This is a genomic window from Nocardioides jejuensis (assembly GCF_004337475.1).
GTDB lineage: Bacteria > Actinomycetota > Actinomycetes > Propionibacteriales > Nocardioidaceae > Nocardioides > Nocardioides jejuensis.
On record NZ_SJZJ01000009.1, the window covers coordinates 73,879 to 100,833 of the forward strand.

Below are 26,955 nucleotides of genomic sequence, written 5' to 3' on the forward strand. Positions count from 1 at the left end.
GTGGACGACCTGCACTGGCTCGAGCGCGCAGTCGCCCTCGCCTGCGACAACGTCGCCGACAGCGGCGGGCCCTTTGGCGCCGTCCTGGTCCGCGGCGCCGACCTGATCGCCACCGGCACCAACCGCGTCACCGCCGACGCCGATCCCACGGCGCACGCCGAGGTCGTGGCCCTGCGCCGAGCCGGCCAGGTGCTCGGCACCCACGATCTGGCGGGGCTGACGCTCTACGCCTCCTGCGAGCCCTGCCCCATGTGCCTGGGTGCGGCCCTGTGGGCCCGCGTCGACCGGGTCGTCTTCGCCGCTGATCGTGATGACGCGGCACACGCCGGCTTCGACGACCGCCGGTTCCGCGAGCTCCTCACCGGCGAGCGCAGTGACTGGCCGGCCGACATCGCCCACCGTCGTACGCCGGACGCGGCGGCGCCCTTCACCGCATGGCTGGAGCGAGCGGACCGGACCCGCTACTGACGACCCGCGACGCCGCGATCCCTGCGACCAGAACCGCCACGGCGAGCACGGCCGCGAACGCGTTGAGCGAGCCGTAGCCGAACATCCCGACGATCGCTCCCGAGACACCGCCCGCCAGGCCTGCAGACAGGCCCATCGCGAGGTCGGACGCGCCCTGGACGTCGGTGCGCGAGGCCAGCGGCGTCAGGTCGGTGAGCATCGTCGAGCCGGCGATCGTGACAAAGGACCAGCCGACACCGAGCAGGAAGAGACCAGCGAACACCTGCCACGAGCTGCCCCGCGGTGAGACGCCCGCCAGCGTGAGCGCGACCAGCAGCACGAGCGCACCCAGGACGATCATCTGCGGGCGACCGATCTGGTCGGTGAACCAGCCGACGAGCGGTGCGAACGCGAACATCCCGAGCACGTGGACGCTGATGACGAGGCCGATCACGTGCAGGTGTGCCCCACCGTGCTCCATGTGCAGCGGCGTCATCACCATCACGCCGACCATGACGGCGTGGGCAGCGGCGACCGCAGCCATCGCCCAGGCCACCAGGGGCTCCTGCCGCATCACTGCCCGGGCGCCCGCAATCACCCCACCCGGGCCGGTACGCCGGGGCACGGTGTCGCCCGCCAGCTGCCGCGCGACGAGCAGGGGGTCCGGCCGGAGCAGGACGGCGACGACCACCGCGGCGACGGCCATGCCGATCGCGCCGACGAGGAAGGGCCCCGTCAACGGCGGCAGGCGGAGCCATGCGGCGAGCCGAGCAGAGGGTTCGGCGAGGTTGGGACCCAGCACGGCGCCGATCGTGGTCGCCCACACGACGAGCGACAGGTCCCTCGCCCGGGTCGCCGGGGCCGCGAGGTCCGTGGCGGCATACCGCGCTGCCGCGTTGGCGGCGGTCATCGACCCGACGAGGAACGTGCCGAGCAGGAGCAGGGTCATCGATCCCAGGACGCCCGCAACGACGCAGATAAGCGACCCGACCGTGGCGAAGCCGATGCCGGACAGCAGGCCGACACGGCGCCCACGGGTCGCCATCACCGAGGCGAGCGTCCAGGAGGCCACGGCGGCCCCAAGGACCTGGCTCGTCTGGGCCAGGCCGGCCAGGCTGTCCGAGCCGCTGAGGTCACGCGCCAGGAGCGACGCCGTCGCCAGCGCGATCGTGATGCCCAGCGCACCCACCGCCTGCGTGGCGACGAGGCTGCGCACCGTCCGGCGCTGCAGCTGCGCCGTGTCGACCAGCCCGGTCTCGAGGCTCATCGCGAACCCATCAGCGTTGCTCATCGGTGCTTGCTCACCGGTCGCGCGCGGGCAGGTCGAGCACGTCGTGCACCGCCCGCCACACCGTCTTGGGGCTCTCTCCGGCCGCCAGCGCCTCCTGGACGGTGCGACCCTCGAGGCTGCCCATGACGGTGCTGCTCGCCCAGTAGCGGGCGTACGCCTCGTCGCGCAGGGCCTCGGTCATCCGCTCCCAGAACTCCGTGTGCCGCATCAGCCGCGCACGTCGAAGAGATGGTGCACGTCGTCGTGCAGGTGATAGCGACCGATCGAGTCGACGGTGAAGACCGAACCGTTGCTGCGCGTGCCGGCACGGAGCCACTGCTCACCGCGGACTCCGTCGTAGATCGACGCGACGTGCGCCGCGGCCTCCACGAGCTCGGCCGCCACGACCGCCGGGTCCTGGTCTGCGTAGCGCTCCTCGACGGCGGTCGCGTCCTGGTCCCAGTTGGGGAACCGGGGGTTGTCGGTCTCGAGCATCAGCACGAGGCGCTCGGCAAAGATCCGGTGCACGTCGCGGACGTGGCACGCATACTCCAGGGCCGACCACGTGCGCTCGGCCGGTCGCGCTGCAGCGTCGGCGCGCTCGAGCACCGCGACCCACCGCTCCGCATTGATCCGGACCATCTCGCCGAGCTCGTTCGTCTCCACGGTGTCGGCCGCGAACCCGCACTCCGGGCAGGGACGGCTCAGCACCCAGGTCCAGTCCTTGTCGTCAGGGATCGGTTGCAGCGTCGACATGCGGCTCATTGAACCAGTCAGCACCCTCCGCGTCGCAGGAGTTCCTGCCAGACATGGCAGCATCCCTGCCATGCACCCCTCCGTCGTACGCCGCGTGGCTGCTGCCGTCGTCCCGGTCGCCCTCGTGCTCGGCACCGCCGCCTGCACGGCGGAGGAATCGGCCGCACCTGCACCGCGCCAGACCGCTCCCAACGGCGACGTCTTCAACGCGGCTGACGCGGCGTTCGCGAGCGACCTGCTGAAGCAGCGCGCCGAGGAGTTCGCGCTCATCGACCTGACGGTGGGGCGCACGCTCGACGGGCGGCTGACCTCGTTCCTCGACGATGCGCGGGAGGTGCGGGCGTCGGAGGTGGACACGACGACACGGTGGCTCACGGACTGGGGCAAGGAGGTCCCGAGGACGGTGCGCGACCACGCCTCGGAGCACTCCGGTGCCCATCCGCTCCCGGAGGTCGAGAACGCCTCCGGCAGCACCTTCCAGGATGTCTGGGTGGCGGCCTGGCTCGCCGAGCTCGAGGACAGCGACCGGATCGCCTCTGTCGAGGAGAAGGCCGGAGCCAATGCGGACGCGCGGGACCTCGCGGAGGCCGTCGATGCAACCAACGACGACGAGGCCGACGCCCTCGAGGACCTCGTCGGCTGACGTCGCCCGCTGACGTTGTCAGTGCCGTCCGCAAGGATGGCCCCATGGCTGATCCCCTGGAGCGCTTCGGCGAGGCGACACGGACGTGGTTCCGTGCCGCGTTCGCCGAGCCCACGCCTGCACAGGCGGGCGCCTGGGACGCGATCGCGGCAAGTCGCCATGCGCTCGTCGTGGCCCCGACAGGATCGGGCAAGACGCTGTCGGCGTTCCTCGCAGCGCTCGACCAGCTGCTGAGCGAGGCGCCGCCCGAGGACCGCAAGCTGCGCTGCCGTGTGCTCTACGTGTCGCCGCTCAAGGCACTGGCCGTCGACGTCGAGCGCAACCTGCGGGCGCCGCTGACCGGCATCCGGCACACCGCCGACCGGCTCGGTCTGCCCGTCAACGACGTGCGTGTCGGCGTGCGGTCGGGTGACACCCCGGCAGCCGAGCGCCGCAAGCTCGCCACCGCTCCGCCGGACATCATGATCACGACGCCCGAGTCGCTCTTCCTGATGCTGACCTCCGGTGCTCGCGATGCGCTCCGCGGTGTGCAGACCGTGATCATCGACGAGGTCCACGCCGTCGCGGGGACGAAGCGCGGCGCCCACCTCGCCCTCTCGCTCGAGCGACTGGACGCCCTGCTCGAGCGACCGGCCCAGCGGATCGGCCTCTCGGCGACCGTGCGCCCGCTCGACGAGGTGGCGCGCTTCCTGGGCGGCTCGGCGCCGGTCGAGATCGTCGCGCCGCCCTCGACCAAGGAGTGGGACCTCCGCGTGGTCGTGCCGGTCGAGGACATGACCAGCCCGGGCGACTACGACGAGGAGGGCGAGGACCCTGCACGCTCCGGCTCGCTGTGGCCGCACGTGGAGGAGAGCGTCGTCGACCTGATCGAGCAGCACCGCTCCACGATCGTCTTCGCCAACTCGCGGCGGCTCGCGGAGAGGCTGACCGCGCGCTTCAACGAGATCGCCACAGAGCGCGCAGGACTCGCGGTCGAGCGCAATGGGGCAACGCCCGCCGCCGTGATGGCGCAGTCGGGCACGGCGTACGCCGCGGGGGCGGTGATCGCCAAGGCGCACCACGGCTCTGTCTCGAAGGAGCAGCGCGCCCTCATCGAGGACGACCTCAAGCGCGGTCGGCTCCCCTGCGTCGTCGCGACCTCCTCACTCGAGCTGGGCATCGACATGGGCGACGTCGACCTCGTGGTGCAGATCGAGTCGCCACCGTCGGTCGCCTCTGCGCTCCAGCGGGTCGGGCGCGCGGGCCACCAGGTCGGGGAGGTCTCCCGCGGGGTGCTCTACCCGAAGCACCGTGGCGACCTCGCCCAGACCGCCGTAGCGGTGGAGCGCATGCGGAGCGGCGCGATCGAGTCGCTCCGGGTGCCGACCAATCCTCTCGACGTCCTCGCCCAGCAGGTCGTCGCGATGACCGCCCTCGATGCCTGGCACGTCGACGAGCTCTACGAGCTGGCGTGCCGTTCCGCTCCCTACGCCCAGCTGCCCCGGGCAGCCTTCGACACGACCCTCGACCTGCTCGCCGGGCGCTATCCCTCGGACGAGTTCGCCGAGCTGCGGCCGCGCGTCGTCTGGGACCGCGTCACGGGGCAGGTGACAGGACGTCCCGGTGCGCAGCGCCTCGCGGTGACCAGTGGCGGCACCATCCCCGACCGCGGGCTCTTCGGTGTCTTCCTGGTCGGCTCCGACACGACCGGCAAGCGCGTGGGCGAGCTCGACGAGGAGATGGTCTACGAGTCCCGCGTGGGCGACGTCTTCGCCCTTGGCGCGACCAGCTGGCGGATCGAGGACATCACCCACGACCGCGTGCTCGTGACGCCTGCTCCCGGTGTGCCCGGGCGGCTGCCGTTCTGGAAGGGCGACACCCTCGGCCGCCCCGCCGAGCTGGGCGAAGCAGTGGGCGCGCTGGGCCGCGAGCTCGCCGCCCTGCCGACCGCAGCGGCCGTTGCGCGGGCACGCGAGGCGGGCCTCGACGAGTGGGCGGCGAGCAACCTCGCGGCGTACGTCGGGGAGCAGGCGGAGGCGACCCGCATCGTGCCGAGCGACCGGTCGATCGTGGTCGAGCGATGCCGCGACGAGCTCGGCGACTGGCGTCTCGTGGTCCACTCGCCGTACGGCACGCCGGTCCATGCACCCTGGGCGCTGGCGATCAACGCGCGCCTCCGGGAGCGCTATGGCGTCGAAGCCTCGGCGGTCGCGTCCGACGACGGCATCGTGCTGCGGGTGCCCGACACGTCCGCCGAGCCACCGGGCGGTGACGTCGTGGTCTTCGAGCCCGGTGAGATCGAGGACATCGTCACGACGGAGGTGGGCGGCTCGGCGCTGTTCGCCTCACGGTTCCGCGAGTGTGCTGCCCGCGCCCTGCTGCTCCCCCGGCGCGATCCCGGCAAGCGCTCGCCCCTGTGGCAGCAGCGCCAGCGCTCGGCACAGCTGCTCGAGGTCGCCGCGAAGTACCCGTCGTTCCCGATCGTGCTCGAGGCCGTCCGCGAGGTCCTCCAGGACGTCTACGACCTGCCGGGGCTCGTCGGGCTGCTGACCCGGATCGACCAGCGCGAGGTCCAGGTCGTCGACGTCGATACGCCGCTGCCCTCGCCGTACGCCCGGTCGCTGCTGTTCGGCTACGTGGCCCAGTTCGTCTACGAGGGCGACTCCCCCATCGCCGAACGCCGCGCCGCCGCGCTGCAGCTCGACCAGGGCCTGCTCGCCGAGCTGCTCGGACGGGCCGAGCTCCGCGAGCTGCTCGATCCGGCCGTGCTGACCGAGACCGAGGCCGAGCTCCAGCGCCTCGTCGAGGACCGCAAGGCGCGTGACGCCGAGGGCATCGCCGACCTGCTGCGCCTGCTCGGGCCCCTGGCCATCGACGAGATCGAGGCGCGTTACTCCGGACCGGACGCCGCCGCCGATCTGGCCACCCTCGCCGGCGCTCGCCGCGCCGCCCTCCTGCGCGTCGCCGGCATCGAGCGGTGGGCGGCGATCGAGGACGTGGCGCGACTACGCGACGGTCTCGGCGTCCCCGTGCCACCCGGCACCCCCTCGGTCTTCGCCGAGTCGGTCGACGATCCGCTCGGCGACCTGGTCGCCCGGCACGCCCGCACGCACGGCCCGTTCACCGCCGACGAGGTGGCGACGCGCTTCGGCCTCGGCATCGCCGTCGTGCGCCACACGCTGACCCGTCTCGCGGGTGAAGGCCGGGTGCTCGAAGGCGAGTTCCGCCCTGCCGGTGCTGGCGCCGAGTGGTGCGACGCGGAGGTCCTGCGCCGGCTGCGTCGGCGTTCGCTGGCCCGGCTGCGTGCCGAGGTCGAGCCGGTCGATCCCGAGGCGTTGGGGCGCTTCCTGCCGCACTGGCAGGGCGTCACCCGCAAGCAGGGCGCGCTTCGTGGCGTCGACGGAGTGCTAGCTGCCGTCGAGCAGCTCGCCGGCTGTCCCGTGCCCGCCAGCGCACTCGAGTCGCTCGTGCTGCCGGCCCGCGTGCGCGACTACTCCCCGGCGTTCCTCGACGAGCTGACCACGACGGGCGAGGTCCTCTGGGCCGGCCACGGCGCGCTTCCCGGCGACGACGGGTGGGTCTCGCTCCACCTCGCCGACCAGTGCGACCTGACGCTGCCGGCGCCGGTGGCGTTCGAGCACTCCGAGCTGCACCAGGCTGTGCTCGACGCGCTCGCACCGGGTGGTGCCTGGTTCTTCCGTCAGCTCGCCGATGCAGTGGGCGCGACCGATGATGCCGCGCTGGCCGCCGTGCTGTGGGAGCTCGTGTGGGCGGGACGCATCGGCAACGACACCCTCGCTCCCGTGCGTGCGCTCCTCGGTGGCGGCTCCACCACCCACCGCACGCGCCGACCGGCGCCGCGCGCCCGCGCGGCCTCCCGCCGCCCCGCGATGCCCAGCCGGAGCGGCCCTCCGCAGACCTCGGGCCGATGGAGCGCGCTACCTGCCGTCGACCTCGATCCCACGCGACGCGCCCATGCCCTCGCCGAAGGACTGCTCGAGCGCCACGGTGTCGTCACCCGCGGCGCAGTGCAGGCCGAGCGGGCTCCGGGAGGCTTCGCCGCGGCGTACAAGGTGCTGAGCCAGTTCGAGGAGTCCGGCCGCTGCCGTCGCGGCTACTTCGTGGCCGGGCTCGGCGCCGCCCAGTTCGGCTCCGCGGGAGCGGTGGACCGGCTCCGCACCTTCTCGGAGCCCGGTGAGGAGACCGTCGCCGTCGCCCTGGCCGCGACCGATCCGGCGAACCCGTTCGGCGCCGCCCTGCCCTGGCCCGAGAGGCCGGTGTCCGACCCGACCGCGGAGAGCGGTCCGGGCCATCGTCCCGGCCGCAAGGCCGGAGCGATCGTCGTGCTCGTCGACGGCGCCCTCGTCCTCTACGTCGAGCGTGGCGGCCGCACGTTGCTGACGTTCACCGAATCCCACGACCTCCTCGGTCCGGCCAGCGCTGCGCTCGCCGACGCCGTACGCCGCGGGCAGCTCGGCCGCCTCACGGTCCAGCGGGCCGACGGCGAGCAGGTCCTCGGCAGCGGTTCCACGCCGTTGCGCGAGGCACTCACGGCGGCGGGATTCATCGCGACGCCGCAGGGCCTGCGGATCCGTGCCTGAAGGTGACGCGGTCTGGCGGACCGCCCGGTCGCTGGATCGGGCCCTGTCGGGGCGTGTCCTCACCTCCACCGACTTCCGGGTGCCGGCGCACGCCACCGCCGACCTGAGCGGTCAGCCGGTCACCGGGAGCATCGCGCGCGGCAAGCACCTGCTCACCCGGATCGGCAACGACGTCACGCTCCACACCCATCTGAAGATGGAGGGGTCGTGGGTCACCGGGCGCGTCGGTGACCGATGGCGCAGCCCGGCCCACACCGCCCGCGTGGTGCTGCGCGCGGGTGACGTCGAGGCGGTCGGCTTCTCGCTCGGCGTCGTCGAGCTACTGCCCCGATCGGCGGAGGCGGACGCTGTCGGCCACCTCGGTCCTGATCTCCTCGGCGCCGACTGGTCCGTGGACCGGGCCCTCGGCAACCTGCTGCGCGACCCCGCGCGGCCTCTCGCGCAGGCACTTCTGGATCAACGCAACCTGGCCGGCATCGGCAACGTCTACGCCGCCGAGCTCTGCTTCCTGACCGGGCGCCTGCCGACAACTCCGGTCGGCGAGGTGGAGCGGCTCGAGCGCCTCCTCGCCCGGGCGCACCAGCTGCTGATGCTCAACCGCGACCGACCGGGCATGGTGACGACCGGTGACACCCGCCGCGGCCGGTCGCACTGGGTCTACGGCCAGCGGGCATGCCAGCGCTGCGGCACCGCCGTACGCCGCGAAGAGCAGGGCGAGCCCGGGCGCGAACGGATCCGCTACTGGTGCCCGAGCTGCCAGCGCTGAGGGTCACCGAGGCGGCGCCGGAGCGCCCTCGACCCTGACGTTAACCGCAGCCTTCTCCGTGCCCTGCTGCCATCCGTGCGACCACGAGCGTCGGTAGGAGACCGAGATCCCGTCGACCGCCACCGTCCCCGGGTGGGTCGGCACGACCCGCAGCACCAGGTACTCCGACGGCTGACCGCCTTCCTGCCACCGCATCCTCGTGCCCTTGACCACCGGCCGGATCGCCGAGCAGTACTGCAGCGGAGTGCCCAGGACCGATCCCACGAGGTCGGTCCGACCGGCTCGTTCGCAGACAGCAAGGCTCGCGTGAGCACCGGCGGTGTTCTCGGCGACGTCGACGGACGTGCTCCGGAAGGTGATCGTCTCGTCACCGTCACCGTGGGCGTCGGGGATGCCGACGCCGACGAAGACCGCCCGCGAACCAGCGCCCTTCTGCATTGCTGCCACCGGCTTCGCGCCGAGCCTGCCCTCGAAGACGGTCGCATGCGACCACCACCACACCATGAGCCCTGCCAGGACACCGAAAAGCACCACGACAGCCCACTTCTGCCTGCCACGCGCCCGAGAAAACACGTCAGTCATGGGCCTGATCATCACAGACGCTCCCCCGGCCGCGGCCACCCGCTCGGCGCGCGCCTACGATTCCACCCGTGCCTCCCCGCTCCCCGCTGCCGCCGCGCCATGGGTTGAACGCCGCGTGGGTGCGGCTTCCGCACGCCGGCACCGTGGCGGAGCACGAGGGCTCGATGCGTGACTGGCTGCACTACCGCCTGCCGCCGCGCAACCTCGAGGCCACCGGCGTCCACGCGATGGCGGACCTGGCCGTGCCGCTGGGCGACGGCCAGCAGCCCAGCGTCGACGTCGACGGGTTCCTCGCCAGCGGCCGCTTCGTCTGGCAGGACGGCACGGCCGTGCGCCCCGACGACACCTACCGGCCGCACACGTTCGTGTGGTTCCACCGCGACCTGCGGGAGGAGCCGGTCGTCCCGGGCGACCTCACCGTCCTCCACCAGGACGAGCGGATCGTCGTCATCGACAAGCCGGCCTTCCTGTCGACGATCCCCCGTGGCAGCCACGTCGTGCAGAGCGTCGTGGTCCGTGCCCGCGAGGAGCTCGGTCTTCCCGAGCTCTCACCGGCCCACCGGCTCGACCGCGTGACCTCCGGCGTCCTCATGCTCACCGCAGCGAAGCGGTGGCGCGCGGCGTACCAGGGAGTCTTCGAGAACGGAACGGCGCGCAAGACCTACCGCGCCGTCGCCCCGTACGACGCGGCGCGCGAGCAGCCCGTCTGGGTCCGCAACCACCTGCAGAAGCCGCGCGGCCAGTGGCAGGGCGAGGTCGTGCCGGATGCGCCCGTCAATGCGGAGACGTACGTCGAGGTGGAGACCCGCCTCGACGACGGGCGGGCGATCTACAAGCTGACGCCGCTGACCGGCCGGACCCACCAGCTCCGGCTGCATCTGCACGGGCTCGGGATCCCGATCGAGGGCGACCCGCTCTACCCCCGCGCGACCGGTGTGAGCGTCGACGACTTCTCGACGCCTCTTCAGCTGCTCGCGAGCGAGCTTGCGTTCCCCGACCCGGTGGACGGGAGCGAACGCTGCTTCCGCAGCGCGAAGCTTCTCCCGCTCTGATCAAATCCGGCGGTGCTGCCCTCTCGCCGTCAGGCAGCGGACGACGCGGCCGGGGCGTCCACACGGACGGGCAGCGGGATCGGGGCCAGTGCGGCCTCCTCGAGCGCAACCTGGTCGGACACCTCACGGATCACCTGCGAGAGCGTCAGGTCCATCGCACCGCAGAGCGAGGCGAGGAGCTCCGAGGAGGCTTCCTTCTGGCCGCGCTCGATCTCGGAGATGTAGCCCAGCGACACACGGGCACCGGCGGAGACCTCGCGCAGCGTCATGCCGCGCTGGACGCGCTGGCTGCGGAGCACGTCGCCGAGCACTCGACGGAACAGCACCATGGCGATCTCCTTCGTATCGTTGGGTGGGGGCAACGCTACCCGAGGCGTGGTTCTTCCCGCGGGACCTGTTCGCGGAGCAGCGCGAGCGCGGCTTCGACGGTCGCGGCCCGGATGGCGCGGCGGTCCCCGCCGAGACGCAGCGCGACCGAGGTGACGCCGCCTGGACCGGCCAGGCCGATGAAGACCGTGCCGACCGGCTTGCCCTCCTGCTCGTCCGGCCCCGCGACCCCGGTCGTCGCCACGCCGTACGTCGTGCCGAGCAGCCGTCGTACGCCGCGGGCCATCGCCTCGACGCACGCTGCGGACACCACACCCGCGCCCTCGATCACCTCTGGAGAGACCGCGAGCAACTCCTCCTTGGCGTGGGTGGCATAGCTGACCACCCCACCGACGTAGACCGCGGAGGCGCCGGGTACGTCCGTCAGCGCGCCCGCCACGAGCCCGCCGGTCAGCGACTCCGCCGTGGCGACGGTCTGACCGCGGGCCGCGAGCGTTACGACCAGCTGGACCGCCACCGTCTCTGCCTCGATGATCTCCCCGGAGCTCATGGGTCCGAGACTAACGAGGCGCGTCAGGCGCGCGCGGCGCGCTTCTGGCGGAAGGCGTCGCGGAAGAACTCGTAGCCCGACCACAGGGTCAGGCCCACGGCCACGGCGAGGATCACCTGGGACACGTAGAAGATCACGCGTCCGGTGTCACCCCAGGCGTTGTCATCGGCAACCAGGGGCAGCGACAGCAGGCCGAGAGCCACGCCCTGCGCGGTGGTCTTGATCTTGCCGAGCTGGGCGGCCGGGATCACGACGTCCTTCATGATCGACAGGCGGAGCAGCGTGACGCTCCACTCGCGCACGAGCACGAGGATCGTGACCCACCACCAGATCTCGCCGCCGGCGACGTACCAGGCCTCGCCCGACTGGGAGCCGACGATCGAGAGGCCGATGAACGCCATGCCGGTGATCGCCTTGTCGGCGATCGGGTCGGCGATCTTGCCGAAGTCCGTGACCAGGTTGTGCTTGCGGGCGAGGTCGCCGTCGATCTTGTCGGTCACCATCGCGAGCGCGAAGAGGACGTACGCCGTGATGCGCCAGCCGATCGAGTCGCCGCCGTCGTGCAGGAGCGCGTAGCCGAAGAACGGCACCATCACGATCCGCAGCGTGGTCAGCGCATTGGGCACGTTCCAGTTGCTGGTCTTGACCGGGGTCTCGGTGGTCATCGGCGCGTCTCCTCGTTCGCGAAACCGGCCACGAGGTCAACGCCCTCGGAGCCGGTCACTTCGGCGGTCAGCAGGTCGCCGACCTTGACGCCCTCGGGGGCGTCGAGCACCAGTGTGGTGCCATCCACCTCCGGACCCTGGAACGCCGCGCGGCCGACGACCGCAGGATCGCCGTCCTCGTCCGTCAGGGACTCCACGAGGACCTGCACCCGCTCGCCGATGCGCTCCTCGGCGCGCTGCGCCGTGAGCTCCTCCACGAGGTCCTGCAGGTGAGCCACGCGGGCGTCGATCTCGTCCTGGTCGAGCTTGCCCTCGAAGCGCTCGGCCTCGGTGCCGTCCTCGTCGGAGTAGCCGAAGACACCGGTGACGTCGAGACGCGCGGCCTCGAGGAAGTCGCACAGCGTCTGGAACTCCTCCTCGGTCTCCCCCGGGAAGCCGACGATGACGTTGGAGCGCACACCGGCCTCGGGCGACTTGGCCCGCACCTGCTCGAGCAGGCCGAGGAAGCTCTCCGGGTCGCCGAAGCGCTTCATGCGACGGAGCACGGTCGCGGAGGCGTGCTGGAAGGAGAGGTCGTAATACGGCACCACGCCCGGCGTCTGCGCGATCGCGTCGATCAGCGTCGGGCGCATCTCGGCCGGCTGGAGGTACGAGACACGCACCCAGTCGATGCCGTCGATCGCCGCCACCTCGGGCAGCAGCGTCTCGAGCAGCCGGATGTCGCCGAGGTCCTTGCCGTACGACGTGTTGTTCTCGCTGACCAGGAAGACCTCACGCACGCCCTGCTCCGCGAGCCAGCGCGCCTCGTTGAGGACGTCGCTCGGCCGGCGGCTCACGAACGAGCCGCGGAAGGCGGGGATCGCGCAGAACGTGCAGCGGCGGTCGCAGCCGGAGGCCAGCTTCAGCGGCGCCATCGGGCCGGAGTCGAGGCGCGCACGGAACGGCATGCCCAGAAGGTCACCGCTGCCGTCGGAGACACCGGGCACCGAGATCGCGGAGGCGTCACGCGAGGTCGGCGAGACCGGGAGCAGCTTGCGACGGTCCTGCGGCGTGTGCGAGTGGTGCTGCTCCCCCGCCAGGATGCCCTTGAGCCGGGCAGCAATGTCCGGGTAGTCGTCGAAGCCCAGGATCGCGTCCGCCTCAGGCAGGCTCTCCGCGAGGTCCTTGCCGTAGCGCTCGGCCATGCAGCCGACGGCCACGACGGCCTGCGTCTTGCCTGCGGCCTTCAGGTCCGCGGCCTCGAGCAGGGTGTCGACGGAGTCCTTCTTCGCCGCCTCGACGAAGCCGCAGGTGTTGACGACGACCGTGTCGGCGTCCTCCGGGTCAGCGACCAGCCGGAAGCCTCCGGCCTGGAGCCGGCCGGCCAGCTCCTCGGAGTCAACCTCGTTGCGCGCACACCCGAGGGTGACCATCGCAACGGACAGGAGTTCGGTCTCGGCAGGCGCCGTCGGGGTCTGAGTCATGGCCCGCCGAGTATCCCACGGCCCCTCTCCGCCCACCGAAACGCAGTAACGCGCCGTTACCTGCACAACGGCGCCCACCGACGGGCGCAGAGGTGCGGGTAACGGCGCGTTACCTGCGGAGCGGACTACTGCTTCGGCTTGAAGTCGCGGCTCGACTGGTCGGTGGCGCCGTCGAGGACACCCTTGTCCTTGCCGTCGACGGTCACCTGCACGGCGCCCTGGTCCTTCACGCTGACCGTGAACGGCGGCATGACGGTCAGCTCCTGGCTGCCGAGAGCCGCGATGGAGCCACGGAACGCGACGCCGTCGTCATCCTTGACCAGGACACGGGCGCCGTCTTCGAGACCCTCGAGGTGCAGCTTCACCGGCTGCGTGCCGATGTAGTTGGGCACACCGGAGCCATCCGGGCCGGCCACGATCGACGGCGCCGTCGGCGTACGGACCTCGGCGGGCTCGGACATGATCAGGTGCGCGATCGACCAGGCGAGCACGACGGCCATGACGGCAGCGACGAGGATCGACCAGTTCGGACCGCCACGCATGGAGCGCATGCCACCGGCGGCACCCGAGGCAAGCTCGGCCTCGAAGATCCGGCGCGGGCTGATCTCCGCGTCGGCGTAGCGCTCGTCGTACGTCGCGAGGAGCGGCGCCGGGTCGAGACCGAGGACGCGGGAGAGCGTGCGCAGGTGACCGCGGGCGTAGAAGTCGCCACCGCACGGGACGAAGTCGTCGACCTCGATCGACTCGATGACGTGCGGACGGATCCGGGTGCGCTCGGCGAGCTGCTCGACCGTGAGGCCGATGCGCGTGCGGGCGGCCTTCAGGTCCGGACCAATCACCGGGTCGGCAGCAGGCTGCACGGCGAAGTCGTCGATGACCAGCGGCTCGACCGACTCGCGCAGACGGGCCAGCGGGCGGACGCGATCGCCCCACGACGCCTTCTCCTCGACCAGGTCGACCGAGCCGGGCCGGCGCAGCTGACGGCCGTCGATCTCGGCGGGCACCGACGTGAGCTCGGCACGACGCGGTGCGCGGGCCTCGCGCAGCGGCACCGGGGTGGGCGACGCGACGACGGGCGTGGCAGCCTCCGCAGCCGCAGCCTCGGCGGCAACGCGCTCCTCCTCGGCAGCAGCCTCCTTGGCCGTACGCCGCTCGGTGCGGGCCTCGGCCCGCGCCTCCGAGCGCGACTTGAGGGCGTCGGACACCGTGGAGATGGCGTGGGCGACAGCCGGACGGGGGTCGACGAGGTGCCGCGTGCCGCGCTCGACATCCGCGTCGGTCGTGGTCTCGACGACCTCGACCTCGGCTGCCGCCTCCGGCTGGTCGCGGACCAGCTCGACGACCCGGGCACCGCTGCCGGCGAGCTGGCGCAGCGAGGTGGTCAGGTCTTCCTCGGCACCGGCGACGCGGGTCGAGAGACCCAGCGGCACCGCGAACGGCGAGCCGTACAGGCGCTCGGCGAGACGTCCCTGACGGCGGCCCGAGGCATCGAAGGAAGCGAGCACGCGCTCGGCGTTGCGCGGGACCAGAGTCAGGCGACCGTCACGGGCAAAGCCGGTGCTCGGCGTCACCTCGACGGAGGCAAGGCCGCCCCACGGGATACCGCGCCAGGCGCGACCGAGGCGGATCCGGACACCCTGCGAGTCGGCGACCATGAGCGGCGTACGCGCGTCGACGAAGGCGTGGAGGTAGTAGCCGCCGAGCAGGCCGAGCACGACCGCCAGCGCCCAGTCGAACACCGAGCCCGTCGAGACGGCGCGCGCCAGGTAGCCGATCGCGACCGCGGACGACGCGCCGCCGAGCAGCGCGGCGAGGCCGCCGTTGCGGCGTACCTCGACGGCGTCGGGCGCAGCCGACAGCATCACGGACGAGGTCGACTCGCGACCGCCCTCGTGGTCGTCGTACGGCATGGCTTCGTTGGTGCTCACATCTCCCCCTGCAGGGTCGCGATGACGGAATCGACTTCATCGGGCTTCACGAGGACGTCGCGAGCCTTCGAGCCCTCGGACGGGCCGACGATGCCGCGGCTCTCGAGGATGTCCATGAGGCGGCCGGCCTTGGCGAAGCCGACGCGCAGCTTGCGCTGGAGCATCGAGGTCGAGCCGAACTGGGTCGACACGACGAGCTCCACCGCCTGGATGACCAGGTCCAGGTCGTCGCCGATGTCGTCGTCGAGGACCTTGTTGGACGCCGCCGGAGCGGTGACCTCCTCGATGTACGTCGGCTCGAGCTGGGCCTTGACGTGCTTGACGACCGCGTCGATCTCCTTGTCGCCGACCCAGGCGCCCTGGACGCGGACCGGCTTGGAGGCACCCATCGGGAGGAAGAGGCCGTCACCCTGGCCGACGAGCTTCTCCGCACCCGGCTGGTCGAGGACGACGCGGGAGTCGGCGAGGCTGGACGTCGCGAACGCGAGACGCGACGGGACGTTGGCCTTGATCAGACCGGTGACGACATCGACGGACGGACGCTGCGTGGCGAGGATCAGGTGGATACCGGCGGCACGCGCGAGCTGGGTGATGCGGACGACCGAGGCCTCGACGTCGCGCGGGGCGACCATCATCAGGTCGGCGAGCTCGTCGATGACGACCAGGAGGTACGGGTACGGCGCGAGCACGCGCTCGGAACCCGCCGGCACCTCGACCTGGCCGGCCTTGACGGCCTTGTTGAAGTCGTCGATGTGGCGGAAGCCGAAGTTGGCGAGGTCGTCGTAGCGCATGTCCATCTCGCGACAGACCCACTCGAGCGCCTCGGCGGCCTTCTTCGGGTTCGTGATGATCGGCGTGATCAGGTGCGGGACACCCTCGTACGCCGTCAGCTCGACGCGCTTCGGGTCGACCATGATCATCCGCACCTCGTCCGGCGTGGACCGCATGAGGAGCGAGGTGATCATCGAGTTGATGAAGGACGACTTGCCGGAGCCCGTGGCACCCGCGACGAGGAGGTGCGGCATCTTGGCGAGGTTCGCGACGACGAAGCCGCCCTCGACGTCCTTGCCGAGGCCGACCACCATCGGGTGCGGGCTGTTGCGCGCCGAACCGGAGCGGAGCACGTCACCGAGGGTGACGATCTCCTTGTCCGGGTTGGGGATCTCGACACCGACCGCGGACTTGCCGGGGATCGGGCTGAGGATGCGGACGTCGGCCGAGGCGACGGCGTACGCGATGTTCTTCTGGATGCCGAGGATCTTCTCGACCTTGACGCCGGTGCCGACCTCGACCACGTAGCGCGTGACCGTCGGGCCACGCGTGTAGTCGGTGACCTGGGCGTCGATGCCGAACTCGTCGAGAACGCCCTGGAGGCGACCGACGATGTCGTCGCTGGCCTTGGTGCGCGCCTGGTGGGCGTCGCCGACCTTGAGCACCTTGGAGTCCGGCAGCGTGTAGGTGATGTCGCCGGAGAGAGCGAGCTGCTCGACGCGCTGCGGGAGCTGGCTGTGCGGGGGCGGCTCGAGGTCGCTCTTGTCGGCCTTGGCGTCCGCCTTGGCGCGGGGCTTGGGGGTGACCCGCGAGACCAGGCCGGCGATGGGGCCGGTCGGCTCCTCGTCGGGGCTGGCGGAGCCGGTGAACGAGGTGGCGACGTCGACCGCGTCGGCCTCTTCCGCGATGCCGGTGGCCAGGCGCTTGCGCTTCTTGACCTCGCGCTCCTCGAGCATGGGGGTCTCGAAGGGCTCGAGCTCGCCGACCGTGTGCTTGCGACCGCGCTCGAGCGCCATCGGCTGCCGGTCGAGGTGGTGCGTGCCGAGGAGCGTGTCGCGCAGCTCGCGCAGCCGCGTCGGGATGAGGTACACCGGCGTGGCGCTGATGACCAGGATGCCGAAGACGGAGACCAGCGCGAGCAGCGGGATGACGACGTACGGCGTCTGCAGCAGGTCCATCAGCAGCGAGCTGACGACGAAGCCGACGGCACCGCCGGCGGCCTGGAGCCCGGCGACGTCGCCCGGCTCGGGGCTGCCGTTGGCGATGTCGACGATGCCGAGGATGCCGAACACCAGCGCGGACCAGCCGATGACCTGACGGCCGACCGGGCCGTTCTGCTCGGGGTCGCGCAGGGTGCGCCAGCCCATGAACCACAGGGCGAGCGGGACGAACCAGGCGACCTTGCCCACGGAGCCCGCGACGATCGTGCGCGTGCCCTCCATGACGGAGCCCGGGAGGTCCCACCAGACCGCTGCGGCGACGACGATGCCGAGGCCGATCAGCGACAGGCCGACGCCGTCGCGACGGTGCTCCGGCTCGAGCTCGCCGGCCGTGTGGCCGATCGAGCGCGCGATGGAGCCCACGCCTGCAGCCAGACCCATCCACATCGCTGCGAGCGCGCGGAAGATCGCCTGGAAGGCACGGAAGATCGGGCCAGGTCCACTGCGGACGGCTCGCGGTGCCGGTCGGGCCTGGGAAGGCTTCCGAGCGGACGACGAGGGTCGCTTGGCCTGGCTGCCAGTACTACGGGTCCGGGGCGCAGGAGACGTGCTCTTGCTCCGCGAACCCGCCGGGGAAGACGTACGGGTCGCCATGTTCAGCACACTAGGCGATCGCCCCACCCGTCACAGGGACCACAGGGTGCGTGTCGCGCCCCAGTGGTTGTCGAGGTGCCGAGACCCGGGTTTTGACGCGTCGAGACCCGGGTTTTGACGTCTTGAGTCGCGGGTTCTGGTGCAGACTCCCGCCCATGACGTACGCCGCGTGGTCCCTGTTCGCCGTCCTCGCACTCGCCGACTGGGTGGCGGTCGCCCGCGGGTCGAAGCGACTGGAGACGATCTTCAAGCCGGCGGCGACGCTCGCCCTGCTGGCAGTGCCGGCTGCTGCGGTGGCCTCGGACCCCTCCACCTTCCTGGGGTCGTGGCACGGGACGATGGGCACCGTCGGCGCCGGCCACGTGGCCGTGGTCAGCCCGTGGCTCTTCGTGGCCCTCGCCTTCGGGCTGCTTGGCGACGTGTTGCTGCTGTCGGATTCCGTGGCGCGCTTCAAGGCCGGCCTCGCGGCGTTCCTCGTCGGGCACCTGGCCTACGTGCTGGCGTTTGCCGCCGTCGGAGCAGGCATGTGGGGCGCAACCGACCTCGCCACGGGCTTCGGCCCGTGGATCTTCGTGGCGCTCATGGCGGCGGCGCTCGCCTTCACCCAGCAGGTCCTGCCGAACGCCTGGAAGTCCGGCGGTCCGGCGCTCGCCGTGCCCATGGCGACGTACACGCTCGTCATCGCGACGATGCTCTGGTTCGCCTTCGCCACCGGTCTGGGACTCGTGGCGCTCGGCGCCGCGATCTTCGTGGCCAGCGACTCGATCCTCGCGCGGGACCGGTTCGTCGCTCCCCTCCCCCGCGGTCACCTGCTGGTGATGATCACGTACCTCGTCGGGCAGGCGCTGATCGTCGCCGGCCTGCTGCGCTGAGCGACGTCCGGGTCACCTAGGGAGCGACTGACGGCTGGTGCCGCAGGGAGGTGCGAGTCCCGGCACTTCGGCGGTGTTAGCGAGCGCAGCGAGCGAGCCGTCGGCCGGGACCGCACCTCCCGGAGGCAGCGGCCGTCAGCCGAGACCAGTCACGCCTCGATGATGACCGGCACGATCATCGGGCGACGCTTGACCTTGGTGCCGACCCAGCGGCCGATGGTGCGGCGTACGGCCTGCTGCAGCTGGTGCTGGTCGTCGCAGCCCTCGGCCAGGAGGTTGTTGAGGGCGGTGACGATCTTCGGGCGGATCTCGTCGAAGACCGACTCGTCCTCAGCGAAGCCGCGCGCGTGGATCTCGGGGCCGGACATGACCTTGCCGGCCTGGAGGTCGACGACCGTGATGACGGTGATGAAGCCCTCCTCGCCGAGGATCCGGCGGTCCTTGAGGTCGGCCTCGGTGATGTCACCGATCGACGAGCCGTCGACGAAGACGTAGCCACAGTCGACCTTGCCGGCGATCTGCGCCTTGCCGTCGACGAGGTCGACGACCACACCGTCCTCGGCGATGACCACGTGCTCGTCCGGTACGCCGGTGGCCTTCGCGAGCGCCGCGTTGGCCTGCATGTGCCGGATCTCGCCGTGGACCGGCAGCACGTTGCGCGGCTTGACGATGTTGTAGCAGTAGAGGAGCTCGCCGGCCGAGGCGTGACCCGACACGTGCACGTTGGCGTTGCCCTTGTGCACGACGTTGGCACCCCAGCGGGCCAGGCCGTTGATCACGCGGTAGACGGAGTTCTCGTTGCCCGGGATCAGCGACGAGGCGAAGACGACCGTGTCGCCCTCCTCGATGTGCACGAAGTTGTGGTTGCGCTGGGCGATGCGCGAGAGCGCCGAGAGCGGCTCACCCTGCGAGCCGGTGGAGATCAGCACCTGCTTCTCCGGCGGGAGCTGCGCGAGCTCCTTGGCCTCGACCACGACACCGGCCGGCACGTGCAGGTAGCCGAGTTCCTGCGCGATCGCCATGTTGCGCACCATCGACCGGCCGACGTAGCCGACCTTGCGGCCGTGGCTCGCGGCGGCGTCGAGCACCTGCTGGACGCGGTGCACGTGGGAGGCGAAGCAGGCCACGATGATCCGCTGCGAACTCTGGTGGAAGACCCGGTCGAGCACCGGCGCGATCGAGCGCTCGGCGGTCGTGAAGCCGGGCACCTCGGCGTTGGTCGAGTCGGTCATGAACAGGTCCACGCCCTCCTCGCCGAGTCGCGCGAAGGCACGCAGGTCGGTGATCCGGCCGTCGAGCGGCAGCTGGTCCATCTTGAAGTCACCCGTGTGCAGGACCAGGCCGGCACCGGTGCGGATCGCAACGGCGAGCGCGTCCGGGATCGAGTGGTTGACCGCGACGAACTCGAGGTCGAACGGACCGAACGAGACCCGGTCGCCTTCCTTGACCACGTGGTGCACGGTCTCGCGGAGACGGTGCTCGCGGAGCTTGGAACCGAGCAGCGCCAGCGTCAGCTCGGAGCCGACGAGCGGGATGTCGCCCCGCTCGCGCAGGAGGTACGGCGTCGCGCCGATGTGGTCCTCGTGACCGTGCGTCAGGACGAGCGCCTCGACCGCGTCGAGCTTCGAGCGGATCGAGGACCAGTCCGGGAGGATCAGGTCGACGCCCGGGTGGTTCTCCTCCGGGAAGAGCACGCCACAGTCCACGATGAGCAGCCGACCGGCGTACTCGAAGGCCGTCATGTTGCGGCCGACCTCACCCAGACCGCCCAGCGGGATGACGCGCAGGGCTCCCTCGGGGAGCTCGGCGGGGGCGGAGAGTTCCAGGTGCGGGTGGCTCATGAGGTCCTTAGGGACAGGAGGGACAGGTTGGTCAGAGCAGGCCGGAGGCGACGAGGCCGGCACGCAGCGCGGCGTACTCCTCGTCGTCGAGGGCCATCAGCGGGGAGCGCACCGACCGGTTGTCGAGGACGCCGAGCGCCTGCAGGGCTCCCTTGGCGGTCGTGGCTCCGTAGTTGGGCACGCCCATGACAGCGTCGAGCGCGGGACGGAGCGTCGCGTCGATCTGCTGCGCGGTCGCGAGATCGCCGGCGAGGAACGCCCCGATCATGGTGGAGAGCTGCGTGCCGGCGGCGTGGCCGAGCACGGACACGACACCGCAGGCGCCGTACGCCAGGAAGCCGAGGGTCAGCGCGTCGTCACCGGAGTAGACGTCGTAGCCGAGACCCCGGAGCAGGACGGCGTTGGTCACGTCGCCAGTGGCGTCCTTGACCGCGCCGACCTTGTCGTTGTCGGCGAACGCCTCGTACGTCGAGGGCGCGAGCCGGACGCCGGTGCGGCCCGGCACGTCGTAGAGCATGACCGGGACGTCGGTGGCGTCCACGACCTGCTGGAAGTGGTGCACGATGCCGGCCTGGCTGGGCTTGTTGTAGTACGGCGTGACGAGCAGCAGGCCGTCGGCGCCGAGCTTCGCGGCCTGCAGGGCCAGCTCGACCGAGTGCGGCGTGTCGTTGGTGCCCACGCCGGCGATGATCTTCGCGCGGTCGCCGACGGCGTCCTTCACTGCAGCGAGGGTGCGGCCGTCCTCCTCGATCGTCGTCGTCGCGGACTCACCGGTGGTGCCGGAGACGACGATGCCGTCGTTGCCGTTGTCGACGAGGTGCACCGCCGTGCGCGCGATCGCGTCGAGGTCCAGCTCGCCGGTCGGCGTGAAGGCCGTTGCCATCGCGGTCAGCACACGGCCGAAGGGAGCGGCGGGAGCAGTCATGGGGCAAGGCTATCGCTCGCGCACCGGCGGCGTGGGGTCAGCCGAGCGCGGTGGACGGCTGGAAGACCACGTGCGTGCGCCCGTAGTCGCGACGAGCCGGGGTGCGGGCCTCGATGATCACCGCGTACGGCGCATCGGCGTACGCCGCGGTCCAGCGGAAGGCCCGCTCGGCGCCGTCCGACGCATGCCACGTCCACTGGGTGCCGGCACCCTGGCCGTGCAGCGACCAGGCGCGACCGTCGCCCTTGTGGGCGACGAGCTGGCGAGCGTGCTGCTGGCTGTCCCAGTGCGTGAGGACGACGCGGTAGCCGTTGCGCTCGCAGGTCCAGCGCTCGAGGCGGTGCGGCACCTTCGCAGAGTCCTGGACGCAGTCGTCCTTGCCGACGATCGGGAAGAGCCGGGCCAGCGGCTTCGTCGCGTCGTCAGACGGCACACCTGCTCCGTTGGTGTGCGCGTCGGGGAGGCTGCTGGCCAATGGGTCCGCCGCGGCGTCCTTCGTCTCCAGCGCCTGGAAGTGCCGGACGCCCCAGACGCTCACCACGGCGATCGTGCCGAGGACGGCCGCCACCGAAAGTGCGCGCGCCGTGCCACGGGCGCCCTTGCCCCGGCGGTTGCGCAACCGCGAGACGGCGCGACCTGCAGCCCAGTGGTCGATCGCGGTCAGCATGGCGGGCTCCACGCGCGCATCGTCCCCGGCGACCTCCGACCCGGATGCCACCGGATCCGGCGCCAGGGCCTGGCCGACGGGCGCGTCCTCTGGACGGAGGCTCTCGATCGGGGCCCAGCCCGCCGCCACCTCGGCGAGGGTAGAACGCTCTGTGGGTGAGGTGTTGAGCGCGCTGTGCTCCTTGGCCTCGAACGCCGCACGCGCCTTGGCGAGCGCCGGCTCCTCCGCGGTCGGGGTCGCCGGCTCCGTGGGAGTCTCGGGCTCGGGTGCCTCGGGCTCGGGGGCCTCGGCTTCGGGTGCCTCGGCTTCGGGTGCCTCAGCCGCAACCGGCTCGGGCTCGACCAGATCAGCGGCAGCCTCGTCCGGCTCGCGGTAGTCCTCGACGTCCTCGCGCAGTGGCACGAACCGGTCCGGAAGTGGACCCGCCGCGCCGTCGCGTGCCAGGCCAGCGATGGCGCGCAGCGTTCCGACGAACGCCGACACGTCGCGGTAGCGCTCCGCCGGGTCCTTCGCGAGTGCCGTGCGCAGGACAGCGTTGATCGCCTCCTCGACGGCGCCGTCGCCTGCGACCTGCGGGACCGCGTCGGCCCGGTGCCCGACGTACGTCGCGAACGGTGTCTCGCCGGTCAGCGTCAACCACAGGAGACAGCCGAGCGAGTAGATGTCCGCACGCGTCGTCGGTTCGCCGCCGTGGTGCAGCTCGGGGGCGCCGAAGTCCAGCGCCTCCTGCTTCAGGGTGCCGAACAGCGCACTGGTGCCCAGGAGCGCGGACAGGATGCCGGCGTCGCGGACGGTCGCGACGATCCGCCCGTCGCGCTCGGCGACAAGCACGCGCCGCGGCCCGAGGGCCCCGTCGACGAGCCCGGCGTGGTGGAGGTGGCTGATGCCGGCGCCGACCTGCGCGACGAGCTCGATGGCGTCGACGGGCGGGATGCCGTCGGGTGCCGCGACCCGCGCCAGGTCCGCCACACCGCCGACCGACCCGGTGGCGAAGAACGGCTGACCGTCGATCTCGCCGAACTCGTACAGCCGGACCAGGTGGTCGGACTCCAGCCGCCGCAGCAGCCGGGCGACACGGACCACCTCGTCGCGCTGCGCAGGCTCGTTGACGATGTGCGGCATCACCAGCCACAGCGTGCGCGGCTGTCCGGTGCGCGCCTCGACAGCCTCGACGACGGACCCGGCCCCGTGGTACGCCGGTGCCCCGGTCATCCGGTAACGGCCGAAGGCGACGCCAGGCCCAGGTTCAAGCATGGGCGGAAGACTAGCCACCCAGACACGCCATTCATGCCAAAACGGGCATGCGGCGTGGTCCTACCTTCGAGACAGCCAGACGAACGCGTACGCCGGGTCCCCGGCGTACTCCTCGCGGCGGGTCTCCACCCACTCCTCAGCCTCGAACACCGGGTAGAACGTGTCGCCCTCGGGCTCGAGGTCGACCTCGGTCAGGATCTGGTGCGTGGCCAGCGGCAGGGCCTGGGCGTAGATCTGCGCGCCGCCCATGATCACGGTGTCGCCGGTATGCCCGGAGGCCACCTCGACGGCCTCCTCGAGCGAGGTGGCCGTGAAGACGTTGTCGTGGGACCACTCCGGGTCACGGGTCACGACGATGTTGGTGCGGAACGGCAGCGGGTGACCGATGGAGTCGAACGTCTTGCGCCCCATGACCACCGTGTGGCCCTTGGTGACGGCCCGGAAGTGCTTGAGGTCCTCGGAGATCGACCAGGGGATGTCGCCCTCGTGGCCGATGACGCCGTTGCGGGCGACGGCCGCGACCATCACGACGTGCTTGCTCATACGGCGATCGGCGCCTTGATCGCAGGGTGCGGGTCGTAGCCCTCGACCGAGATGTCCTCGAGCTCGAACGCGTCGATCTCCTTCACCTCGGGGTTCAGCACGAGCGTCGGGAGCGCGCGCGGCTCGCGGGTGAGCTGCAGCTGCGCCTGCTCGACGTGGTTGGAGTAGAGGTGCGCGTCGCCGAGCGTGTGGACGAAGTCGCCGACCTCGAGCCCGGTCACCTGGGCGACCATGTGCGTCAGCAGGGCGTACGACGCGATGTTGAACGGCACTCCGAGGAAGATGTCGGCGCTGCGCTGGTAGAGCTGGCAGGAGAGCTTGCCGTCGGCGACGTAGAACTGGAAGAGCGAGTGGCACGGCGGCAGCGCCATGTTGTCGACCTCGGCCGGGTTCCACGCGGAGACGATGTGGCGGCGACTGTCGGGGTTGGCGCGGATCTGGTCGATCACCTGCGCGAGCTGGTCGATGTGTCGACCATCGGGCGCGGGCCACGAGCGCCACTGCGCGCCGTAGACCGGACCGAGGTCACCGTTGTCGTCGGCCCACTCGTCCCAGATCGTGATGCCGCGCTCCTGCAGCCAGCGGACGTTGGTCTCGCCGCGCAGGAACCAGAGCAGCTCGCCGAAGACCGAGCGCGTGTGGATCTTCTTCGTCGTCAGCAGCGGGAAGCCGGCCGACAGGTCGAAGCGCATCTGGTGGCCGAAGACGCTCCGCGTGCCAGTGCCGGTGCGGTCACCCTTCTCGGTGCCTTCCTCGAGGACGCGGGTGAGGAGATCGAGATAGGTCTGCACGGATGCAGCCTAGGCGAGACCCGGCTCAGGCCGACGCAACGACGTGCGCGACGAACGCCGCCACGTCACGACCACGCTCGGCCGGGTCGGCGTACGCCGGAGGGTGGGCGCGGTCCGCCTCGCTCGCGCCGCGGATCCGCAGCGCCTCGCGCAGGACGGGCTGCCACCGCTCCCCCATCGTGGCGAGCGCCCAACGCCCGGCCGCCGACTTCGAGGTCTGCTCACCGGTGACCAGCAGGTGGTGCATGCGTGCGGCACCGAGCACGTGCCAGGTCGCGTCGTCGGTGGCGGACTCCGCGGGGAACTTCTCCAGCGACGCCGCGATCCCGGCCCACTCACCGGTGAAGCAGTCCCGGGTGAAGTCACGCAGCCGTGCCGCGTCGGTCCATACGGGCGGGAGGTCGCCGCGGACGGCCATCGAGTGGAACGCCAGCTCGTGCCACCCGACGGGCGTCACGTCGAAACGCCCGGCCGGGTCGAACCAGCCGTGCAGGATGCACGGCAGGTCCGGACAGTCATCGGGGTCCGCGGCGAGATCGTCGGCGAAGACATGGAAGCCGTCGAGCGGCGCCCCCGCGCCCACCTCGGCGAGCTGCTGGTGCGACTCCTCCAGCGCGGAGATGTCCGCGTCGTCCGGACGTCGCGCGAGCACCGCCACCATGTCGATGTCGCTGACCTCCGCGACGTACTCGCCGAAGCCGAGGCCGCCCCGGACGTGCAGCCCGGTCACGAGGCCCGGCGCGAGCCCGTCGACGATCTGCAGCCAGGCATCGCAGACCTCAGCGACCTCGTCGGGAAGGCTCAGGCTCACGCCTCGAGCGACATCGGGCCGTAGACCTCGCGGTCCGCCTCGAAGAGCGTCACCGCTGCCACACCGGCGTCGGCGAGGTCGGGCCAGAACTCGCCCACCCAGGACTCCGCATCGGCCTGGCTCGGGAAGCTCTTGTCGGTCAGGTCGGGCGCCGCCTCGACGACGCCACCGGCGCCGTCCTCGAGCCGCCAGCGCCACGGCTGGGCCTCGGTCGCACGGGCTCCGGACTGGTCGAAGTCGCTCATGGCTCCACCCTAGGCGGTAGGTTCCCCGCGTGAAGACGTTGGTGATCGGTGGCGCCCGGTCGGGCAAGAGCCGGTACGCCGAGTCCCTGCTGCTCGACCGTCCGGACACGACGTACGTCGCCACCGGCTACCCGGCCGCTGCAGACGACGCCGACTGGGCCATGCGGGTCGCGCTGCACCGGTCCCGGCGTCCCGCGTCCTGGACATCGGTGGAGTCGATCGACCTGACAGCGCTGCTCGGCGCCCAGGGCGGACCGCTGCTCATCGACTGCATGACGCTGTGGCTCACCCGCGCGATGGACGCGCACGATGCGTGGACGGTCGACGGCTGGGCCACACGCCGTGCCGGCCTCGTTGCAGAGGTCGATGCCCTCGTGGATGCCGTGTCAGCGTCGCCCCGCGAGCTGGTCCTCGTGACCAACGAGGTCGGCCAGGGCATCGTCCCGCCCGACCCGGGCACGCGCCGGTTCGTCGACGAGATGGGCGCCCTCAACAGCGCGCTCGGGGCCGTCGTCGCCGACGTCGTGTGGTGCGTTGCCGGACGGCAGGTGCGCCTGTGAGCGGCCCCGCGACGCGCGTGGTGAAGCCCGCGCTCTTCGATCCGTTCCGCCTGCTCTTTGGCACCTTGACGGTGCTCCCGGTGCAACCGCCTCGGGTGGTGAACCGCCTGGTCGCGGGGCGCGCGATGACGCTCGCGCCCGTCGCCGGCATCGTCCTCGCGCTGCTCGTCGGCGTCCCCATGCAGCTTGCGTGGCGCTGGGGCCATGGCTCGAGCGCGCTGCTGGCTGTACTGGTGGTCGGTGCCCTGGCGGTGCTCACCCGGGCGATGCACCTGGACGGGCTCGCCGACGTCGCCGACGGACTCGGGTCCGGCCGTCGCGGCGACGACGCGCTGGCCGTGATGAAGAAGTCCGACATCGGACCCTTCGGCGTCGCGACGCTGGTGATCGTCCTGCTGGTGCAGGTCATCGCACTGAGCGATCTGATCGGCACCGGGCGCGGCTTCCCGGCGTTGCTCGTCGCGCTGGTCGCGAGCCGAGGCATGCTGCCCGTGCTCTGCGGACCCCGCTTCCGCGCCGCGCGTCCCGGGGGTCTCGGGGCCACCGTCTCCAGCAGCGTCTCGCGTCGCCAGCTCGTGCTCGCGATCGTGCTCGAGATCGGACTGGTCCTGGCGGCCACCGGCCTCCTCGGCCTGCCCGGCTGGATGGATCCCCCGCGCGTGGAGGCCGCCCTCCTCGCCGCGCTCGTGGGCAGTGCCTGCGGCCACCTCATCGCGCTGCGCGCCGTCTCCCGCTTCGGCGGTACGACGGGCGACGTCTACGGCGCCGTCGTCGAGACAACCTTCACCGCAACGCTGGCGCTCGCGGCCTTCTTCATCTGATCAGCGCGCCG

25 protein-coding genes are annotated in these 26,955 nt (G+C 71.6%); 8 read left to right on the forward strand and 17 right to left on the reverse strand.

Annotation, left to right across the window (positions count from 1 at the left end; all coding sequences use genetic code 11):
• Positions 1 to 468 (forward strand): nucleoside deaminase, encoded by a 468-nt coding sequence (locus tag EPD65_RS07390; protein ID WP_131582706.1) that lies wholly within the window; start codon positions 1 to 3, stop codon positions 466 to 468.
• On the opposite strand, the gene EPD65_RS07395 is transcribed toward EPD65_RS07390, so the two are convergent.
• Genes EPD65_RS07395 through EPD65_RS07405 form a run of 3 tightly spaced genes read right to left on the reverse strand, consistent with a single transcriptional unit; the run spans position 428 to position 2,473 of the window.
• Positions 428 to 1,738, reverse strand: coding sequence for an MFS transporter (locus EPD65_RS07395; protein WP_243640495.1), 1,311 nt, complete (start codon positions 1,736 to 1,738; stop codon positions 428 to 430). The genes EPD65_RS07390 and EPD65_RS07395 overlap by 41 nt on opposite strands.
• 10 nt (positions 1,739 to 1,748) lie before the next feature.
• Positions 1,749 to 1,946 (reverse strand): DUF3046 domain-containing protein, encoded by a 198-nt coding sequence (locus EPD65_RS07400; protein WP_131582708.1) that lies wholly within the window; start codon positions 1,944 to 1,946, stop codon positions 1,749 to 1,751.
• Positions 1,946 to 2,473: a DinB family protein gene (locus EPD65_RS07405; RefSeq protein WP_131582710.1), complete on the reverse strand. Its 528-nt coding sequence runs from the start codon at positions 2,471 to 2,473 to the stop codon at positions 1,946 to 1,948. Before EPD65_RS07405 ends, EPD65_RS07400 begins: the two co-directional genes overlap by 1 nt.
• A 70-nt stretch (positions 2,474 to 2,543) precedes the next feature.
• Here EPD65_RS07405 and EPD65_RS07410 point away from each other — a divergent pair, with 70 nt between their 5' ends.
• The 3 genes from EPD65_RS07410 to EPD65_RS07420 are packed head-to-tail and all read left to right on the forward strand — an operon-like array spanning position 2,544 to position 8,462.
• Entirely contained in the window at positions 2,544 to 3,116 is a 573-nt protein-coding gene (locus tag EPD65_RS07410) for a DUF305 domain-containing protein (protein ID WP_165872925.1), read from the forward strand.
• Positions 3,117 to 3,160: 44 nt separating this feature from the next.
• Complete coding sequence (locus tag EPD65_RS07415; protein WP_131582714.1) at positions 3,161 to 7,696, forward strand: ATP-dependent helicase; 4,536 nt, start codon at positions 3,161 to 3,163, stop codon at positions 7,694 to 7,696.
• Entirely contained in the window at positions 7,689 to 8,462 is a 774-nt protein-coding gene (locus tag EPD65_RS07420) for a DNA-formamidopyrimidine glycosylase family protein (RefSeq protein ID WP_131582716.1), read from the forward strand. Before EPD65_RS07415 ends, EPD65_RS07420 begins: the two co-directional genes overlap by 8 nt.
• A 3-nt stretch (positions 8,463 to 8,465) precedes the next feature.
• Here the strand turns inward: EPD65_RS07420 and EPD65_RS07425 are convergent, their stop codons facing one another.
• Positions 8,466 to 9,044, reverse strand: coding sequence for a hypothetical protein (locus tag EPD65_RS07425; RefSeq protein ID WP_131582718.1), 579 nt, complete (start codon positions 9,042 to 9,044; stop codon positions 8,466 to 8,468).
• Positions 9,045 to 9,271: 227 nt separating this feature from the next.
• On the opposite strand from EPD65_RS07425, the gene EPD65_RS07430 reads away from it, so the two are divergent.
• Positions 9,272 to 10,096 (forward strand): pseudouridine synthase, encoded by an 825-nt coding sequence (locus EPD65_RS07430; protein WP_424450410.1) that lies wholly within the window; start codon positions 9,272 to 9,274, stop codon positions 10,094 to 10,096.
• A 29-nt stretch (positions 10,097 to 10,125) separates the two neighbouring features.
• Here EPD65_RS07430 and EPD65_RS07435 read toward each other — a convergent pair whose 3' ends face one another.
• The 6 genes from EPD65_RS07435 to EPD65_RS07460 form a co-directional block, all read right to left on the reverse strand.
• Complete coding sequence (locus EPD65_RS07435; protein WP_279387556.1) at positions 10,126 to 10,431, reverse strand: helix-turn-helix domain-containing protein; 306 nt, start codon at positions 10,429 to 10,431, stop codon at positions 10,126 to 10,128.
• 29 nt (positions 10,432 to 10,460) lie between these two features.
• Complete coding sequence (locus tag EPD65_RS07440) at positions 10,461 to 10,973, reverse strand: CinA family protein (RefSeq protein ID WP_131582724.1); 513 nt, start codon at positions 10,971 to 10,973, stop codon at positions 10,461 to 10,463.
• 23 nt (positions 10,974 to 10,996) lie between these two features.
• On the reverse strand, positions 10,997 to 11,638 hold the full coding sequence (gene pgsA, locus EPD65_RS07445; protein ID WP_131582726.1) for a CDP-diacylglycerol--glycerol-3-phosphate 3-phosphatidyltransferase: 642 nt from the start codon (positions 11,636 to 11,638) through the stop codon (positions 10,997 to 10,999).
• Entirely contained in the window at positions 11,635 to 13,062 is a 1,428-nt protein-coding gene (gene rimO / locus EPD65_RS07450) for a 30S ribosomal protein S12 methylthiotransferase RimO (RefSeq protein ID WP_207891456.1), read from the reverse strand. Before rimO ends, pgsA begins: the two co-directional genes overlap by 4 nt.
• A gap of 164 nt (positions 13,063 to 13,226) precedes the next feature.
• Positions 13,227 to 15,029 carry a helix-turn-helix domain-containing protein gene (locus EPD65_RS07455; protein ID WP_131582730.1) on the reverse strand — a complete coding sequence of 601 codons (1,803 nt, stop codon included), beginning with the start codon at positions 15,027 to 15,029 and terminating at the stop codon, positions 13,227 to 13,229.
• Positions 15,026 to 17,614 carry an FtsK/SpoIIIE family DNA translocase gene (locus tag EPD65_RS07460; protein WP_207891452.1) on the reverse strand — a complete coding sequence of 863 codons (2,589 nt, stop codon included), beginning with the start codon at positions 17,612 to 17,614 and terminating at the stop codon, positions 15,026 to 15,028. Before EPD65_RS07460 ends, EPD65_RS07455 begins: the two co-directional genes overlap by 4 nt.
• A gap of 155 nt (positions 17,615 to 17,769) precedes the next feature.
• On the opposite strand from EPD65_RS07460, the gene EPD65_RS07465 reads away from it, so the two are divergent.
• On the forward strand, positions 17,770 to 18,486 hold the full coding sequence (locus tag EPD65_RS07465; protein WP_131582734.1) for a lysoplasmalogenase: 717 nt from the start codon (positions 17,770 to 17,772) through the stop codon (positions 18,484 to 18,486).
• Positions 18,487 to 18,635: 149 nt separating this feature from the next.
• Here the strand turns inward: EPD65_RS07465 and EPD65_RS07470 are convergent, their stop codons facing one another.
• The 7 genes from EPD65_RS07470 to EPD65_RS07500 are packed head-to-tail and all read right to left on the reverse strand — an operon-like array spanning position 18,636 to position 25,563.
• Entirely contained in the window at positions 18,636 to 20,327 is a 1,692-nt protein-coding gene (locus tag EPD65_RS07470; RefSeq protein ID WP_131582736.1) for a ribonuclease J, read from the reverse strand.
• 31 nt (positions 20,328 to 20,358) lie between these two features.
• A complete protein-coding gene (gene dapA, locus EPD65_RS07475; RefSeq protein ID WP_131582738.1) occupies positions 20,359 to 21,252 on the reverse strand; it encodes a 4-hydroxy-tetrahydrodipicolinate synthase in 894 nt (297 codons plus the stop codon).
• 37 nt (positions 21,253 to 21,289) lie between these two features.
• Positions 21,290 to 23,173 (reverse strand): serine/threonine protein kinase, encoded by a 1,884-nt coding sequence (locus EPD65_RS07480; protein WP_131582740.1) that lies wholly within the window; start codon positions 23,171 to 23,173, stop codon positions 21,290 to 21,292.
• A gap of 60 nt (positions 23,174 to 23,233) precedes the next feature.
• Complete coding sequence (locus tag EPD65_RS07485; protein WP_131582742.1) at positions 23,234 to 23,716, reverse strand: dihydrofolate reductase; 483 nt, start codon at positions 23,714 to 23,716, stop codon at positions 23,234 to 23,236.
• Positions 23,713 to 24,507 carry a thymidylate synthase gene (locus tag EPD65_RS07490; RefSeq protein ID WP_131582744.1) on the reverse strand — a complete coding sequence of 265 codons (795 nt, stop codon included), beginning with the start codon at positions 24,505 to 24,507 and terminating at the stop codon, positions 23,713 to 23,715. Before EPD65_RS07490 ends, EPD65_RS07485 begins: the two co-directional genes overlap by 4 nt.
• 25 nt (positions 24,508 to 24,532) lie before the next feature.
• Positions 24,533 to 25,318 carry an aminoglycoside adenylyltransferase domain-containing protein gene (locus tag EPD65_RS07495; RefSeq protein ID WP_131582746.1) on the reverse strand — a complete coding sequence of 262 codons (786 nt, stop codon included), beginning with the start codon at positions 25,316 to 25,318 and terminating at the stop codon, positions 24,533 to 24,535.
• The gene (locus tag EPD65_RS07500; protein ID WP_131582748.1) at positions 25,315 to 25,563 is read right to left on the reverse strand and encodes a hypothetical protein; all 249 of its coding nucleotides are present in this window, start codon (positions 25,561 to 25,563) and stop codon (positions 25,315 to 25,317) included. Before EPD65_RS07500 ends, EPD65_RS07495 begins: the two co-directional genes overlap by 4 nt.
• A gap of 29 nt (positions 25,564 to 25,592) precedes the next feature.
• Between EPD65_RS07500 and EPD65_RS07505 the strand changes: the two genes are divergently transcribed.
• Together EPD65_RS07505 and cobS are read left to right on the forward strand one after the other, a co-directional pair.
• On the forward strand, positions 25,593 to 26,123 hold the full coding sequence (locus EPD65_RS07505) for a bifunctional adenosylcobinamide kinase/adenosylcobinamide-phosphate guanylyltransferase (RefSeq protein WP_131582750.1): 531 nt from the start codon (positions 25,593 to 25,595) through the stop codon (positions 26,121 to 26,123).
• A complete protein-coding gene (gene cobS / locus EPD65_RS07510; protein ID WP_207891453.1) occupies positions 26,120 to 26,944 on the forward strand; it encodes an adenosylcobinamide-GDP ribazoletransferase in 825 nt (274 codons plus the stop codon). Before EPD65_RS07505 ends, cobS begins: the two co-directional genes overlap by 4 nt.
• Positions 26,945 to 26,955 lie beyond the last annotated feature (11 nt).

Bases quoted from the DNA above. Each gene is read 5' to 3' on its own strand.
- EPD65_RS07395 (WP_243640495.1), bottom strand. From the start codon at position 1,738: ATGAGCAACGCTGATGGGTTCGCGATGAGCCTCGAGACCGGGCTGGTC.
- dapA (WP_131582738.1), bottom strand. From the start codon at position 21,252: ATGACTGCTCCCGCCGCTCCCTTCGGCCGTGTGCTGACCGCGATGGCA.
- EPD65_RS07480 (WP_131582740.1), bottom strand. From the start codon at position 23,173: ATGCTTGAACCTGGGCCTGGCGTCGCCTTCGGCCGTTACCGGATGACC.
- EPD65_RS07460 (WP_207891452.1), bottom strand. From the start codon at position 17,614: ATGGCGACCCGTACGTCTTCCCCGGCGGGTTCGCGGAGCAAGAGCACG.
- EPD65_RS07425 (WP_131582718.1), bottom strand. From the start codon at position 9,044: ATGACTGACGTGTTTTCTCGGGCGCGTGGCAGGCAGAAGTGGGCTGTC.
- EPD65_RS07500 (WP_131582748.1), bottom strand. From the start codon at position 25,563: ATGAGCGACTTCGACCAGTCCGGAGCCCGTGCGACCGAGGCCCAGCCG.
- EPD65_RS07415 (WP_131582714.1), top strand. From the start codon at position 3,161: ATGGCTGATCCCCTGGAGCGCTTCGGCGAGGCGACACGGACGTGGTTC.
- pgsA (WP_131582726.1), bottom strand. From the start codon at position 11,638: ATGACCACCGAGACCCCGGTCAAGACCAGCAACTGGAACGTGCCCAAT.
- EPD65_RS07430 (WP_424450410.1), top strand. From the start codon at position 9,272: ATGGCGGACCTGGCCGTGCCGCTGGGCGACGGCCAGCAGCCCAGCGTC.
- EPD65_RS07440 (WP_131582724.1), bottom strand. From the start codon at position 10,973: ATGAGCTCCGGGGAGATCATCGAGGCAGAGACGGTGGCGGTCCAGCTG.
- EPD65_RS07410 (WP_165872925.1), top strand. From the start codon at position 2,544: ATGCACCCCTCCGTCGTACGCCGCGTGGCTGCTGCCGTCGTCCCGGTC.
- EPD65_RS07485 (WP_131582742.1), bottom strand. From the start codon at position 23,716: ATGAGCAAGCACGTCGTGATGGTCGCGGCCGTCGCCCGCAACGGCGTC.
- EPD65_RS07405 (WP_131582710.1), bottom strand. From the start codon at position 2,473: ATGTCGACGCTGCAACCGATCCCTGACGACAAGGACTGGACCTGGGTG.
- EPD65_RS07400 (WP_131582708.1), bottom strand. From the start codon at position 1,946: ATGCGGCACACGGAGTTCTGGGAGCGGATGACCGAGGCCCTGCGCGAC.
- EPD65_RS07465 (WP_131582734.1), top strand. From the start codon at position 17,770: ATGACGTACGCCGCGTGGTCCCTGTTCGCCGTCCTCGCACTCGCCGAC.
- EPD65_RS07470 (WP_131582736.1), bottom strand. From the start codon at position 20,327: ATGAGCCACCCGCACCTGGAACTCTCCGCCCCCGCCGAGCTCCCCGAG.